Below are 14,560 nucleotides of genomic sequence, written 5' to 3' on the forward strand. Positions count from 1 at the left end.
GTCGTCACAGACCCCCGAATCCCAGCCAGGCGATGACCTCGACGTTGTCGAGGGGATCACGGTCGGCGCAGCGGGACAGCAGGCGGCGTACGAGCGTCGTGCACGGGTCCTGGGCGAGCGTACGCACGGCCACCGCGCGGGCCAGCTCCGCGTCGGGACGCGGCGGGAAGACCTCGCCGGGGTCGGCGTGGCAGATCAGCTCGAGCTCCCAGCGGGCGGCGACCACGCGCGGATCGGTGTGGCGGGACAGCTCGCCGAGCTCGACGACCGTCGCCGGGTCGAGCGGGGACGCCTCGCCGTCGGCGAGGCGGGCCACGCGGTGGCCGATCTCGGTGTGGTCGCGGCCCTCGAGTGCGGCGGCGGTCCACAGGGCGACGGCGGCCAGCCCGGTCCCCGGGCCGGGGCGCAGCCGGGCCGCGGTGCCCAGGGCGCGGTCGAGCATGCCGCAGTGGCCGAGCGTCGCCATCCGCGCCCACAGGCACACCTGCATCGCCGAGGGGCCGTCGGGGGTGCGCTCGGCGTAGTCATCGAGCAGCTCGCCCACCCGGGTGTCGAGACCGATGCCTTGGCCGAGGGCGGCGACGACCGCGGTGGCCGCGTCGGGGAGGTGCCCGCGGTCGACGGCGGCGTGGACGGTGCGGGTGATCTCGTCGGCGGCGTCGGGGGCCACGGCCAGGTCGACGAGGGTCGTGCCGCGGGCCTCGGCCACGGTGACGCGGCGGACTCCCCCGCGGTCTCCCGGACCGGTCACGGCCGCATCAGGGTGGTCGACTGCCCAGTCCTCCAGGTCGCGCCCGTCGACGGCGGTCTCGGGGAACCACCGGGGCAGGTCGGCCCAGAGGGCGACGCGCGAGGCGTACCACTCCCCCTGCAGCGTCAGCGACCAGGAGGCGCCGGGTGCCAGGACGATCCGGGGGCAGGCCAGCCCCTCGTCGTCGACGACGAGGTCGCCGCGGGTCAGCCGCAGGCCCAGCACGGGCGCGGCCCCGGCGACGGGGAGGGGGCAGAACGCGAGCATCGCGGTCGCACCGGCGGCCAGGACGACGGCCCGGGCGTCCGCGCCGGGAGTGAGCTCCCAGGCGATCCGGTCGACGACGACCTCGCGGTCGGTGGGGTTGGTGAGCTGGACGCGAACCTGCCAGGTGCGGTCGATGTTGTGGCGTACACGCAGCCGCAGGGGTCTCAGGTCTCCGGTGATCTCGACCTCGTCGTCGAAGGCCTGGGCGACGAGCCCCGTCGGGGCGACGTACGCGCCGTCGACCAGCGCACCGGTCGGCCCCAATCCACGGACGACCTCGGACCCCTGCTCGACGGCGAGGCGGTGCAGGCGTCCGTCCGCGCCGACCTCGAGGCGGCAACCGATCCGTTCGCCGGGGACGCCGGCGGCCCAGCGCAGCGTACTCATCGGCGCCTCTGGCAGGTGGCGCACCAGAACAGGTTGCGGCCCTCGAGGGCCTGCGTACGGATCTCCCGCCCGCACACGAAGCAGGCCTGCCCGTCGCGTCGGTAGACGTACACCTCGCCCCCGTGGTCGTCGACGCGTGGCCTGCGCCCCATGGCCTCGGGCGTGTGCTCGGGGCGCACCGTGTCGATGCGGTTGTCGCGCACGCCGATCGGCATGAGCTCGAGCAGGTCGTCCCAGATGGCGCGCCAGCTCTGCGGACGCAGCTGGTTGCCGGGGGTGAAGGGCGAGAGCCGATTGCGGAACAGGACCTCGGCCCGATAGACGTTCCCGACCCCGGACAGCACCGACTGGTCCATGAGCAGCGCGCCCACCGGCTTGCCGCTGCGGTGGATCTTCGCCCACGCCTTGTCGGGGTCGGCGTCGTCGCGCAGCGGGTCGGGGCCGAGCTTCGCGACGACGGCGGCGACCTCGCCGGGCGTACGCAGGGCCGCCAGCTGGGGGCCGCGCAGGTCGGCGGCGAGCTCGTCGTCGGCGATCCGCAGGCGCACGGCGCCGCGCGGCGGCGCGTACGGGGCGATCTGGAACTTGCCGATGAGCCCGAGGTGGACGTGAATGACGCGGTCGTCGGCGAAGTCGAGGAACAGGTGCTTGCCGTGGGCGGAGGTGGCGACGAGCTCGGTGCCGTCGACGAGCGCGGCGGCCTCGGTCATGCGGCCCTGTGGTGAGGAGACGTCGGGGCGCGTGCCGGCGAAGGCCGTGCCCAGGTCGAGCGCGAGCCGGTGGAGGGTGTGGCCCTCGGGCATGGCCCTCCTTCGTGGTCGTGTGGTGGTTCTGGTCGGTGCGAGGCCCTGACGCCCGGGGTGGGCCGGACGGATCTCGCCTAGAGTCTTGCGCATGGGGCAAGACAGGCACGAGGTGATCCCCCGCGAGTTCGGTCGTGACGGCGTCTCGGGGCTCGTCGACACCGATCGGGCGATGCGGGCACGCGACGTATCGCGCCCGACGCCGGCCGACGAGGCGGCGGCCCGGGCAGAGGCCGAGGCGCTGGTGGCCCGGGCGACGCGTCGCTGACCGACCTGTTGGGGCTGCGCGGCATACTTCTCCCGTGCCCACCCGTCGCTCCGTGCTGGTGACGGCCGGCGGTGTCGGCGTCGCCGCCCTCGGGGGCACCCTCGCCATGCGCGGCTGCGACGGCGCGCCTGTGTCCCCGTCCCCGGACGCCCCGTGCGTCCCCCGGTCGCAGATGGTCGACCACGCGACTGTCGGGGACGCCCAGCTGGTGTACGAGGAGGACAAGATCGCCAGAAGGTTCTCGTTCGACGAGGGTTTCCACCGCCAGCTCGAGGGGTGGCTGGCGGACTGGCGTACCGATGCGGGAGCCCTCGGCGCGGTGACCGCGATCGACACCTACGGCGCCTGGACCGACGGCGGCACCCAGTGCGCCTCGTGGCACAACGCGGGGCGTGCGTTCGACATCGCGCGGCTCCGGGCGGGGAAGGCGACGCTGGTGTCCTGCCGCGAAGACCTGTGGTCGGCGCTGCCCGCGGCGCAGCGCGACGCCCACCGTCGCGGCTACTGGCGTCTCGCGGCCCATCTGCACGCGCGGTTCGCATACGTGCTCACCTATCTGTTCGACGACCTGCACCGCAACCACATCCACCTCGACAACGGGGTGAGCGGGTCGGGGCGGCCCCGGTTCACAACGCGGTCACGGGTCCAGAACCAGGTGGTGCAGGCGTGCTCGACCTATGTGTGGGGTGTGGACTGCCCGATCACCGGCACGTGGGACGCGGCGACGAAGAAAGCGTCGCGGGCGGTGCTGGAACAGATCGGGGCGAGCGGCCAACTGACGTCCGGCGACAACTGGCAGCGGTTCATGGAGGCCACGGCGGCGCGCGGCTGATCGCCTCCTAGGCTGGGCGCATGTCACGGTTCCCGCTGCCCGAGCTCGACGTCCCGATCATCGCCGCCCCCATGGCGGGCGGCCCGTCCACCCCGGAACTCGTGGCGGCCGTCGCCAACGCCGGGGGTTTCGGCTTCCTCGCCGGCGGGTTCCTGTCGGTCGACCAGCTGAAGGATCGGATCTCACGGACGGGTGAGCTGACGTGGCGTCCCTTCGGCGTGAACCTGTTCGTCACCGAGCGCGCCGAGCCGCGCGACCTCGATGGGTTCCGCGCGCAGGTGGAGGCGTACGCCGCCACGCGGCCCTCGCTCGCGGGGGTGGAGGTCGGCGAACCGGCCTGGGACCGGGACGACGACTACCGGGCGAAGGTCCATCTGGTCGCCGAGGAGGAACCGGTGGCCGCGGTGTCGTTCACGTTCGGCCTCCCGACGGCCCAGGACGTGGAGAAGCTGCACTCGACGGGCACGTGCGTGATGGTGACGGTGACGTCGCCCGACGAGGCCCGGGCGGCGCTGGAGGTCGGCGCGGACGCGCTGACGGTGCAGGGCCCGAAGGCGGGCGGCCACCGCGGTACGCACGACATGACCGCCGAGCCCGGAGACACCGACCTGCTGGACCTGCTCGACGAGATCGGGCCGCTGGGCCTGCCGATGGCCGCGGCGGGTGGGCTGGCGACGAGCGAGACGATCGCCGAGGCCCTGGCGCACGGTGCCGTGGCCGCCCAGCTCGGCTCGATCTTCCTGCTGACCCCCGAGGCCGGCACGAGCGTCGCCCACCGCGCGGCGCTGCGGAAGAAGCGCGACACGGTGTCGTCGCGCTCGTTCACTGGCCGATATGCCCGCGGCCTGGCCAACGGCTGGACCGAGGCGATCCCGGACGCGCCGGCGGTCTATCCGCAGGTCCATCAGATGACCTCGGCACTCCGCCAGGCGGCCGCGGCCGCCGGCGACATCGAGGCGACCCACCTGTGGGCGGGCACCGAGTACCGACGCGCGGTCGAGGCCCCGGCGGCCGACATCATCCGCCTGCTGGCCGCGGAGCTCTGACCCACGCGGGCTCCTCGTCTCGCCGGCGCTGGCTCGGAGAACTGGAGCGGGCAGGAAGCGGACTCCCCGGCGAGCGCCGGGCGACGCGCCCCCTGTCGTAAGGAGCACAAAGGAATCGCCCCGCGACGGCCTTCGCTGGTGTGAGCGAGGCCACCGCGGGGGCGATGGCGACTGCGGCGACGGCAGGGGACCCGCGCGTCGCGCGCGAGCCGGATCACTCGAAGATCGGCCCCACCGTCCGCGTCCGCTTGGCCTCGAAGAAGCCGTCGTACTCGGTCATGAGGGAGAACCCGTCGAAGAGGCGGCCGGCCTGCTCGCCGGTGGGCGCGGGCGAGATGACGGGGCCGAACAGGGCCATGCCGTTGATGTGGACCACGGGCGTGCCGACCTCGTCGCCCACGGCGTCCATGCCCTCGTGGTGGGAACGGCGCAGGGCGTCGTCGTTGTCGCCGGAGTCGGCGACGTCGAAGAGGTCCTCGGGCAGGCCGACCTCGGCGAGGGCGCCGACGATGGTGTCGCGCTCGTAGCCGTCCTGGCCGCCGGGGTGGATGCGGGTGCCGATAGCGGTGTAGTAGTCGCGCAGCTTGTCAGAGCCGTAGCGCTCCTCGACGGCGAGGGCGACGCGTACGCCGCGCCAGCCGCGGTCCATCTTGGCGCGGTAGTCGGCTGGGAGGTCGCGGCCGTCGTTGAGGACGGACAGGCTCATGACGTGGAAGACGGTCTTGACGGGGCGTACCTTCTCGACCTCGAGCATCCAGCGGGAGGTCATCCAGGTCCAGGGGCAGAGGGGGTCGAACCAGAAGTCGACGATGGTCACATCGGAGTTGGTCATGGGCCAAGGCTAGGAGGGTGAGTTTCCGCTCATCCTTGGCCCCCCGGGGGGGTGCGATTTGGGACGCGCCGAAGGCTCTCGCTAGCGTTGGAAAGTCCCACAACCGCCCCGTCACCGGGAAAGCAGGAGAACCTTGTTCCCAGCGAACATCACGCGCTCGGAGGCCCGGACCCGTTCGGGTCTGGTGCGCACCGAGTCGTACGACCTCCACGTCGACCTCAGCGGCCGCGATCTCGAGGGTGCGCCGCTGGCGCGTCCGACGGAGAATTTCGTGACCCGCTCGACGATCCGCTTCTCGTCGGCCGACGGGGTGACGTTCGTCGACTGCATCGCCGACGAGGTGCTCGCCGCGGAGATCGACGGCGCCCCGGTGGACACGTCGAGCTTCAACGGGGAGCGCTTCGGGCTGCCGCTCACGGCCGGTGATCACACGCTGGTGGTGACGGCGCTGCACCGCTTCTCGCGGTCGGGCCAGGGCCTGCACCGTTTCGTCGACCCGGCCGACGACCGGGTCTACACCTACACGCAGTTCGAGGCGGCCGACGCCCGCCGCGTGTACGCGAACTTCGAGCAGCCCGACCTGAAGGCGACCTTCCGGTGGACCGTCGTCGCGCCGGAGTCGTGGACGGTGGTGTCAAACTCGGCGTCGGTCGAGCCGTCGCCCGCGGGCGACGGCTTCGGGCGCTGGGAGTTCGCGCCGACGCAGCGGATCTCGACCTACATCACGGCGATCGTCGCCGGCGAGTACGCCAGGGTCCCCGGTGAGATCACCTCGGTGGGCGGGAAGGTCCCGGCGTCGGTGCTGTGCCGTGCGTCGCTGGTGGACCATCTCGACGCCGAACGCATCCTCGACATCACCGACAAGGGTTTCGCCGTGTTCGAGGAGGCGTTCGGGGTGGCGTACCCGTTCGGCACCTACGATCAGGCGTTCGTGCCGGAGTACAACATGGGCGCGATGGAGAACGCGGGCTGCATCACGTTCCGTGACGACCTGGTGTTCCGCTCGCGGGCGACGGCGGCGCAGTACGAGAACCGCGACAACACGATCCTCCACGAGCTGGCCCACATGTGGTTCGGCGACCTGGTGACGATGCGTTGGTGGGACGACCTGTGGCTGAAGGAGTCCTTCGCCGAGTGGGCGTCCCACTTCGCGCAGTCGGAGATCTATCCGGACCCGTCGCACGCGTGGGCGTCGTTCTGCAACGCCCGCAAGACCTGGGCGTACCGCGCCGACCAGCTGCCCTCGACCCATCCGATCGCGGCCGACATGGTCGACCTGGAGGCGGTCGAGCTGAACTTCGACGGCATCACGTACGCGAAGGGCGCCTCGACGTTGCGCCAGCTGGTGGCGTTCGTGGGCCGGGATGCATTCCTGGCGGGCGCGAAGGCCTACTTCGCCGACCACGCGTACGGCAACACCGAGCTGGGTGACCTGCTGGGCGCGTTGGAGAAGGCGTCGGGCCGTGACCTGTCGGGCTGGTCGGGGCAGTGGCTGGAGTCGACGGGGGTGAACACGCTGCGGGCCGAGGTGGAGACCGATGACCACGGCAACATCACGGCGTTCACGATCCGCCAGAGCGCGCCGGCGGATCATCCGACCCTGCGCGACCACCGCGTCGCCGTCGGCCTGTACGACATCGTCGACGACCGCGTGACTCGGGTCCACCGTCTGGAGGTCGATGTGACGGGTGAGCTGACGCAGGTGCGTGACCTGATCGGCAAGCAGCAGCCTGACCTGATCCTGGTCAACGACGACGACCTGACGTTCGCGAAGATCCGTCTGGACGAGCGTTCGCGGGCCACGGCCATCGACCACATCCACCAGATCGACGACGAGCTGGCGCGTGCGCTGGTGTGGGGTGCGGCGTGGGACATGTGCCGCGACGGCGAGCTGCCCGTGGCCGACTACCTGGAGCTCGCGTTGCGCGGTCTCGGATCCGAGTCCGACCAGACCGCGGTCAGCCGCGTGCTGGGCCAGGTCATGCTCGCCACGGGCCGTTTCGTGCCGCGCGAGAAGGTGGGGGTTCTGCGTACGCGGCTCGTGGCCGGGCTCGCGGGCCTGCTGCGCGATGCCGAGCCGGGCTCGGACCATCAGCTGGCGTTCGCGCGCGCCCTGGCGTCGGCCGTCGACACGGACGCCGGTGTGGCCCTGGTCCGCGCGTGGCTGGACGGAGAGGAGGTCCCGCAGGGCCTCGACGTGGACGCCGACCTGCGCTGGCACCTGGTGACGTCGCTGGCCCGCAACGGCCGCCTCGACCGGGCTGCGATCGACGCGGAGCTCGAGTGCGACAACACCATCTCCGGCGCCGAGAAGGCCGCCGGCGCGCGTGCGGCGATGCCCACGGAGGCGGCCAAGGCCGACGCGTGGCGCATCGCGACCGCCGAGGGCGACATCCCCAACGAGACCCATCGCAGCCTCTGCTCGCAGTTCTGGCAGGACTCCCAGCTCGACGTGCTGGGCGAGTACGCCGACCGCTACTTCGACGCCGCCGAGATGATCGCCGGCCAGAAGGGCGTGTGGGCGACCCGCGGTGTCGACCTGGCGAAGACGGCGCTGACGTACCTGTTCCCGGTGCAGGCCGATCGTGCATGGATCGAGAAGCTGGACGCGTGGGCCGACGAGGCGCTGCTGAACGACTCGACGCGCCGGATCGTGGCCGAGGGCCGCGACGACCTGCTGCGCGTGCTGCGCTGCCAGGCGGCCAACGCCTGACCCGAAGTGGCCCGCGTGACGGGAATGGTGCGTCTCCGGTCACGGTCCGGGCTAGATTGCCGCAGTGACGGAAGAGGGTCGGGCGTTGTCGCCCACGGTGGGCATTGTCCTGTGCTCCGCGTCGGCGCTGTGCTTCGGCGCGCTCGGAGTGTTCGGGGTCGAGGTGCTGGCGCGCGGCGTCACCCAGAACGCGATGATCGCCTGGCGCTTCCTGCTCGCGGCGGCGGCCCTGTGGGTCGTCGTCGCGCTCCTGCGGCGGCCGCTGGGCCGCGGCCGTCAGGTGTGGCAGCCGCTGGCGATGGGGGCGTTGGTGTATGCGACCCAGACCTCCCTCTACTTCGTCGCCGTTCGCGAGCTGTCGGCGGGTCTGGCAGCGCTGCTGCTGTACACGATGCCGTTGTGGGTCGTGCTCGTCGCCGTGGTGCGGCGAACCCAGCAGTTGACGGTGCGGGTCGTCGTGGCCCTGGCGCTGGCGGTGGGCGGTGTGGCGCTGACGATGGCGGGCCCGGGGGTGCCGTCGTCGGCGTTCGGGCTGATGTGCGGCCTGCTGTCGGCGGTGGCGTACACGGTCTACTACCTGGGAATGGACACGCTCCCCCACGGCACGGACCGGCTGACCGCCGCCGCGCTGGTGTGCACGGGTGCGGCGACGTCGATGACGATCGCCAGTGTGGTGACGGGCACATTCGTGGTGCCCGGGCCGTCGGCGCTGCCGTGGGTGCTGGCGATGGCGCTGCTGTGCTCGGTGGTGGCGATCGGGATGCTGATGATAGGCATCCAGGCGGCCGGGCCGTCGACCGCGTCGGTGGTGTCGTGCCTCGAGCCGATCGCGTCGGTCCTGCTCGGTGCGGCGTGGCTCGGGGAGGTGTTCGGGCCCCCGCAGTGGGCGGGGACGGCCGCGGTGTGCGCCGCGGTGGTGGTGCTGTCGATGCCGGCCCGGCGTGCGGCCGATAGGGCCGATAAGGTTTCGGCGTGAGCACGGTCGCCGATGTCATCGCAGTCCTCGAACGCCACTACCCCACCCGCACCGCCGAGCCGTGGGACAAGGTCGGCTTGGTCGCGGGCGATCCGGACCAGCCGGTCTCGAAGGTCCTGCTGACGGTCGACATCACCTCGGCGGTGCTGGACGAGGCCGTCGCCGTGGGCGCCGACATGGTCGTCGCCCACCACCCCCCTCTGCTGCGCGGCGTCCACGCGGTCGACACGCGCGACCCCAAGGGTCGGCTGGTCTGGCGGGCGGCGCGCGCGGGAATCGCCCTGTACGCCGCCCACACGAACGCCGACATCCCCGACGACGGCGTGTGCGCGGCGCTGTGCCGGGCCATCGGGCTGGTCGACGTCGGCCCGCTCGACGAGCGACACCGCGAGGACGCGCTGGACCAGCTGGTGACGTTCGTGCCGGTGGCCGACACCGGAGCGGTGGTGGACGCGCTGGCGGCGGCCGGCGCGGGTGCATTCGGTGACTACGAGCGCTGCCACTTCACCGTCGAGGGCACGGGCTCGTTCCGCCCCCTCGAGGGCGCGAACCCGACGATCGGCTCGGTCGGGGACGTCGAGCGGGTCACCGAGAACCGCCTCGAGATGGTGCTGCCGCGGTCACGTCGAGATGCGGTCGTGGCGGCGCTGCGGGCCGCCCACCCGTACGAGGAGCCCGCGTTCCACGTCGTCGAGCTCGCGCGGACCGGTGCCGACGCGTCGATCGGCCGGATCGGCCGCGTGCCGGAGCCCATGAGCGCCGACGATCTGGCGCAGCGAGTGGCCGACGTCGTCCCCGACACGGTCACCGGCGTACGTCTGGGTGGTGACCCGGATCGTCGGGTCGAGCGCGTCGCCGTGCTGGCGGGGGCCGGGGACTCCCACCTCGACCAGGTGCGTCGGTCGGGCGTGGACGCCTACATCACCTCCGACCTGCGTCACCACCCGGCGACCGAGGCGCTGGAGCACGCCGACTCCCCCGTGCTGATCGACGTGGCCCACTGGGCCGCGGAGTGGACGTGGCTGCCGGTGCTCGACCAGATCCTGGCCGACGAGCTCGGCGGCGTGGAGCGTCACCTGTCCACGCTGCGCACCGACGCGTGGACCGTCCGCTTCGACTGAGCCCGATCGGCCTCGACGGGCCGTGACACGCCCGACGTTGAGCGTGTCACCGCCGAACGGGACCGATCTGGCTCTCTCCTCGTCTCGCTGGCGCTCGCCCGCTCCTCGTCTCGCTGGCGCTCGCTCGGAGAGCGGTTGAGTGGTAAGCGCGGGGGGTGCGGGAACACGACGACCGCGGACCCGGACGGGCCCGCGGTCGGTGGTGTGAGTCTCAGAACTTGCTGGCGTGCAGGACCGGCGGGTGGTGGGCCGCGCGGCCGAGCTGGAGGATGCCGGCGGCGAGGCCACCGGCGATGTCACCCGCGGCGAACGACGACGCCATCGTCGCGGCGGCGAGGCTGCACTCGTGGTCGTTGAGCCAGCGGCGCGCCTCGGAGCCGGTGACGATCTCGAGCACCTGGCTGTCGGGGTCGCACAGGACGAGGACCGACCCGGCCGGGTCGTCGAGCTTGCCCAGCAGCGACAGGGCCTCGGCGTGGGCGTCGCCCTCGGTCTCGCCGACGTAGGTGGAGAACTTCAGCCCGCCGGACTCCTTCTCGGCGGTCGCGCAGGCGCGCTTCAGGTCGTCGACCTGGTGGAGGTTGAGGTCACCAGCGAACACTTGCGCCCCCGGTCTCGGTCGCGGCGGAGTCGGCCTCGATGGCCTTTGTGGGGGCCGTGGTGCCCAGCCAGACGGGGTCCTTGCGTCGGACCTTGCCGCCCTCGCCCTTGCGGGCCAAGGAGCCGCCGAGCGCGGCGATCCCGATGAGGACGCCCGCGGCCACGGGGATCGCGACCAGGATGATCAGGAAGTCCACGATCGAGCGCTGGGGGGCTTGGGGCCAGCCGGGAAAGGTCTGCAGAGGCACGAGGATGCTGAACAGTTCACTCACATGCCATACCGTAGTCGAGATCGCACGCCGCGGCACGCCGTAGGAGGATTAGACCATGACCACTCGCCCCGAACCCTCCGCGGAGTCGTCGCCCCCGCGCGACGCAGGTCGCGTCGTCCTCGACTCCGACGAGATCTCCCGCGCGCTGATCCGCATGGCCCACGAGATCCTCGAGTCCAACCACGGCTCCGAGAACCTGATGCTGCTCGGCATCCCCACCCGCGGCGTCCCGCTGGCCGAGCGGCTGGCCGACGCGCTGGAGCAGGCGGGTGGCGTACGCATCCCCGTGGGCCGGCTCGACATCACGATGTATCGCGACGACCTGCGCAGCCAGCCGACGCGCTCGGTGGGGCGTACGTCGCTGCCGGGCAAGGTCGACGGCGCGACGGTGGTCCTCGTCGACGACGTGCTCTATTCCGGCCGCACCGTCAGCGCGGCGCTCGACGCCCTGAAGGACGTCGGCCGCCCGCAGGCCGTACGCCTGGCCGTGCTGGTCGACCGTGGCCACCGCCAGCTGCCGATCCGCGCCGACCACGTGGGCAAGAACCTGCCGACGTCCTCGGCGGAGCGCGTCCGTGTCCTCCTCGAGGAGAGCGACGGCCAGACCGCGGTCACCATCTCCCGCACCGACGAGACCCCCGGAGGGGACGCATGAAGCACCTGCTGTCGGCCGCTGACCTGTCGCGCGCCGAGATCGACTCGATCCACGACCTCGCCGAGGAGATGAGCGAGGTCCAGTCGCGGCCCATCAAGAAGCTCCCCGTGCTGCGCGGGCGCACCATCATCAACCTGTTCTTCGAGGACTCCACGCGTACGCGGTCGTCGTTCGAGATCGCCGGCAAGTGGCTGTCCGCCGACACGATCAACGTGACCGGCAAGGGCTCGTCGGTGTCGAAGGGCGAGTCGCTGCGCGACACCGTGCAGGTGCTCGATGCGATGGGCGTCGACGCGCTCGTCATCCGCCACTCGGCCTCCGGCGCCCCGGCGCAGGCCGCGGGGTGGGTGAAGGCCTCGGTCATCAACGCCGGTGACGGCACCCACGAGCACCCCTCCCAAGCGCTGCTCGACTCGTTCACCATGCGCCGCCACTTCCGCTCGCTGCCGGGCGGGTTCGACGACGACTGGTCGACCAAGACGATCGCGATCGTGGGCGACCTGACCCACTCCCGCGTGGTGCGCTCGAACGTGCTGCTGCTGAAGACCCTGGGCGCGAAGGTCGTCCTCGTCGCCCCGCCGACGCTGCTGCCGTCGGGCGTCGACACGTGGCCGGCGGAGGTGTCGACCGATCTCGACGACGTGCTCGGCGAGGTCGACGGGCTGATGATGCTGCGCGTGCAGAAGGAGCGCATGTCGGGCGGCTACTTCCCCACCCCGCGCGAATACACGGTCGGCTACGGCCTGACGCGGCCTCGCCTGGCGAAGCTGCGCCCCGACACCGCGATCTTCCACCCCGGCCCGATGAACCGCGGCCTGGAGATCACCGCCGACGCCGCCGACGCGGCCGCGTCGCGGATCCTCGACCAGGTCGCCGCGGGCGTGGCGACGCGCATGAGCGTGCTGTACCACGTGCTGGGCGGCGAGAACGAGAGCCCGTCGGGCACCGAGGGTGCCGACAAGAACGCGAAGAACGCCGACGCGAAGAACGTCGACACCAAGAACGAGGAGCAGGGCAAGTGAGCGAGCGCGACCTTCTGATCACCGGGGCGAAGCTGGCCGACGGGACGTCGACCGATCTCCTCGTCCGCGACGGCGTGCTCGTCGACTCGTCCGAGGCGCACGACCCCGAGCGCGTCGACGCCGACGGCCTGCTCGTCCTCCCGGGTCTCGTCGACCCCCACACCCACCTGCGCGAGCCCGGCCGCGAGGACGCCGAGACCATCGAGACCGGCACGCAGGCCGCGGCCCGCGGCGGCTACACCGCCGTGTGCGCCATGGCGAACACCACGCCGGTCACCGACACCGCCGAGGCCGTCGCCCACATCCGCGACATCGCCTCGCGTACGGCCTCGGCCGAGGTCTTCCCCGTCGGGGCGGTCACCAAGGGTCTGAAGGGCGAGGAGCTCGCCGAGCTCGGGCTGATGGCCCGGGCGGGCGTACGCATGTTCTCCGACGACGGCAGGTGCGTCCACGACCCCCAGCTGATGCGCCGCGGCCTGGAATACATCCGGGCGTTCGGCGGCGTCATCGCGCAACACTCGCAGGACCCGCGCCTGGCCGGCGCGGGTGCGTGCTGCCACGAGGGTGAGATCTCGGGTCGGCTCGGCCTGGGCGGCTGGCCCGCCGTCGCCGAGTCGGTCGTCGTCGCCCGCGACGCCCAGCTCGCCGAGCTGACCGGTAGCCGCGTCCACGTCTGCCACGTCTCGACCGCGGAGTCGGTCGACGTGATCCGCTGGGCGAAGAAGCGTGGCATCGCGATCACGGCCGAGGCCACGCCCCACCACCTGCTGCTCACGACCAGCGAGGTCGAGACCTACGACCCGATCTACAAGGTCAACCCGCCGCTGCGCCCCGACGAGCACGTCACCGCGATCCGCGCGGCGCTGGCCGACGGCACGATCGACTGCGTCGGCACCGACCACGCCCCGCACGCCCGCCACGACAAGGACCACGCGTTCGCCGACGCCGCGTTCGGCATGCTCGGCCTCGAGCAGGCCCTCGCGGTCGTCCAGGAGGTCATGGTGGAGCCGGGCGCCCTGTCGTGGGCCGACGTGGCCGACCGCATGGCGTACGCCCCGGCGCGCATCGCCGGCATCACGACCCACGGCACGCCGCTGGAGGTCGGGAAGCCCGCCAACCTGGTGCTCGTCGACCCGAGTCGGCGTACGACCGTCGACCGCGACTCCTCGGCATCGCTGTCGCGCAACAACCCGTACCACGGGCGCGAGCTGCCCGACCCGGTCGTCATGACGGTCTGGGCGGGACGCACGACCTTCCGCCGCGACTGAGGGGTACGCATGGGTCCCCGCTGGTCGATCCCCCACACGCTCGACGAGGTGATGGCCTGGGCCCCGGTCCGGGTGGCGGTGCTGCTGCTCATCGCGATCGTGCTGAGGTCGGTGCTGCACCACCTCATCAACGCGGCGGTGCGGCGGCTCGTCGCCGGCCGTGAGGCCGACCGGCCGCGCGTGGCCAGCGAGCGCCGCGACCAGCGGATCAACGCGTTGGCCTCGATGACGCGCGCGGTGGTGACGACGGTGATCTCCGTCGTCTTCGGCATCACGATCCTCGACGAGCTCGGCTTCAACGTGACCACGATCATCGCGGGCACCTCGGTGATGGGCGTGGCGGTCGCGTTCGGCCTGCAATCGATCATCAAGGACCTCCTGTCGGGCGTGTTCATGCTGGTCGAGGACCAGATCGGCGTCGGCGACTACGTCGACATGGAGAAGGCGTCGGGCACCGTCGAGGCGGTCGGCCTGCGCGTCACCAAGCTCCGCGACGACAACGGCAACGTCTGGTACGTCCGCAACGGCGAGGTCCTGCGCGTCGGCAACTACTCCCAGGGCGGTTCCGACCGACCCGTCGTGCCGCCCGCCGCGGCCTGGACCCTGTCGTACGCCCCGGCCAGCGGCAAGGTCGAGACCGCCGCGGTGCAGCCGCCGCAGCCCGCCGGTCCGACGACCGAGGCGGCCGCGGGCGGCGCGGCTGCGCAGAAGGCGGTCGACGAGCCGCGGGCGTGAACCCGTGCGGCT

General features: G+C 72.1%; 15 protein-coding genes. 10 read left to right on the plus strand and 5 right to left on the minus strand.

Going from position 1 to position 14,560, the window contains the following annotated elements; translation table 11 throughout:
- Positions 1-4: 4 nt before the first annotated feature.
- The gene (locus ACYVGD_RS10465; protein ID WP_460743518.1) at positions 5-1,405 is read right to left on the minus strand and encodes a hypothetical protein; all 1,401 of its coding nucleotides are present in this window, start codon (positions 1,403-1,405) and stop codon (positions 5-7) included.
- Positions 1,402-2,208 carry an Fpg/Nei family DNA glycosylase gene (locus ACYVGD_RS10470; RefSeq protein WP_460743520.1) on the minus strand — a complete coding sequence of 269 codons (807 nt, stop codon included), beginning with the start codon at positions 2,206-2,208 and terminating at the stop codon, positions 1,402-1,404. The genes ACYVGD_RS10465 and ACYVGD_RS10470 overlap by 4 nt, the downstream gene beginning before the upstream one ends.
- A 91-nt stretch (positions 2,209-2,299) precedes the next feature.
- Here ACYVGD_RS10470 and ACYVGD_RS10475 point away from each other — a divergent pair, with 91 nt between their 5' ends.
- The 3 genes from ACYVGD_RS10475 to ACYVGD_RS10485 are packed head-to-tail and all read left to right on the plus strand — an operon-like array spanning position 2,300 to position 4,354.
- Entirely contained in the window at positions 2,300-2,476 is a 177-nt protein-coding gene (locus tag ACYVGD_RS10475) for a hypothetical protein (RefSeq protein ID WP_460743522.1), read from the plus strand.
- A gap of 34 nt (positions 2,477-2,510) precedes the next feature.
- Positions 2,511-3,308: a hypothetical protein gene (locus tag ACYVGD_RS10480; RefSeq protein ID WP_460743524.1), complete on the plus strand. Its 798-nt coding sequence runs from the start codon at positions 2,511-2,513 to the stop codon at positions 3,306-3,308.
- A gap of 20 nt (positions 3,309-3,328) precedes the next feature.
- Entirely contained in the window at positions 3,329-4,354 is a 1,026-nt protein-coding gene (locus ACYVGD_RS10485; protein ID WP_460743526.1) for an NAD(P)H-dependent flavin oxidoreductase, read from the plus strand.
- Between the two features lie 214 nt (positions 4,355-4,568).
- Here the strand turns inward: ACYVGD_RS10485 and ACYVGD_RS10490 are convergent, their stop codons facing one another.
- Positions 4,569-5,186: a mycothiol-dependent nitroreductase Rv2466c family protein gene (locus tag ACYVGD_RS10490; protein ID WP_460743528.1), complete on the minus strand. Its 618-nt coding sequence runs from the start codon at positions 5,184-5,186 to the stop codon at positions 4,569-4,571.
- A gap of 133 nt (positions 5,187-5,319) precedes the next feature.
- Between ACYVGD_RS10490 and pepN the strand changes: the two genes are divergently transcribed.
- From pepN to ACYVGD_RS10505, 3 genes are all read left to right on the plus strand, one after another.
- Positions 5,320-7,899 carry an aminopeptidase N gene (gene pepN, locus ACYVGD_RS10495; protein ID WP_460743530.1) on the plus strand — a complete coding sequence of 860 codons (2,580 nt, stop codon included), beginning with the start codon at positions 5,320-5,322 and terminating at the stop codon, positions 7,897-7,899.
- Between the two features lie 64 nt (positions 7,900-7,963).
- On the plus strand, positions 7,964-8,875 hold the full coding sequence (locus tag ACYVGD_RS10500; RefSeq protein WP_460743532.1) for a DMT family transporter: 912 nt from the start codon (positions 7,964-7,966) through the stop codon (positions 8,873-8,875).
- On the plus strand, positions 8,872-9,996 hold the full coding sequence (locus tag ACYVGD_RS10505; RefSeq protein WP_460743534.1) for a Nif3-like dinuclear metal center hexameric protein: 1,125 nt from the start codon (positions 8,872-8,874) through the stop codon (positions 9,994-9,996). Before ACYVGD_RS10500 ends, ACYVGD_RS10505 begins: the two co-directional genes overlap by 4 nt.
- Before the next feature lie 211 nt (positions 9,997-10,207).
- Here the strand turns inward: ACYVGD_RS10505 and ACYVGD_RS10510 are convergent, their stop codons facing one another.
- Together ACYVGD_RS10510 and ACYVGD_RS10515 are read right to left on the minus strand one after the other, a co-directional pair.
- Positions 10,208-10,597, minus strand: coding sequence for a DUF5130 family protein (locus ACYVGD_RS10510; protein ID WP_460743536.1), 390 nt, complete (start codon positions 10,595-10,597; stop codon positions 10,208-10,210).
- Complete coding sequence (locus ACYVGD_RS10515) at positions 10,584-10,868, minus strand: hypothetical protein (RefSeq protein WP_460743538.1); 285 nt, start codon at positions 10,866-10,868, stop codon at positions 10,584-10,586. The genes ACYVGD_RS10510 and ACYVGD_RS10515 overlap by 14 nt, the downstream gene beginning before the upstream one ends.
- A gap of 55 nt (positions 10,869-10,923) precedes the next feature.
- Here ACYVGD_RS10515 and pyrR point away from each other — a divergent pair, with 55 nt between their 5' ends.
- From pyrR to ACYVGD_RS10535, 4 genes are read left to right on the plus strand one after another with little or no spacing between them, the layout of a single operon-like run.
- Positions 10,924-11,523: a bifunctional pyr operon transcriptional regulator/uracil phosphoribosyltransferase PyrR gene (gene pyrR / locus ACYVGD_RS10520; protein WP_460743540.1), complete on the plus strand. Its 600-nt coding sequence runs from the start codon at positions 10,924-10,926 to the stop codon at positions 11,521-11,523.
- Positions 11,520-12,545, plus strand: coding sequence for an aspartate carbamoyltransferase catalytic subunit (locus ACYVGD_RS10525; protein WP_460743542.1), 1,026 nt, complete (start codon positions 11,520-11,522; stop codon positions 12,543-12,545). The genes pyrR and ACYVGD_RS10525 overlap by 4 nt, the downstream gene beginning before the upstream one ends.
- Entirely contained in the window at positions 12,542-13,813 is a 1,272-nt protein-coding gene (locus tag ACYVGD_RS10530; RefSeq protein ID WP_460743544.1) for a dihydroorotase, read from the plus strand. Before ACYVGD_RS10525 ends, ACYVGD_RS10530 begins: the two co-directional genes overlap by 4 nt.
- 9 nt (positions 13,814-13,822) lie before the next feature.
- A complete protein-coding gene (locus tag ACYVGD_RS10535) occupies positions 13,823-14,548 on the plus strand; it encodes a mechanosensitive ion channel family protein (protein ID WP_460743546.1) in 726 nt (241 codons plus the stop codon).
- Positions 14,549-14,560: the final 12 nt, after the last annotated feature.

Source organism: Mariniluteicoccus endophyticus (assembly GCF_054780035.1).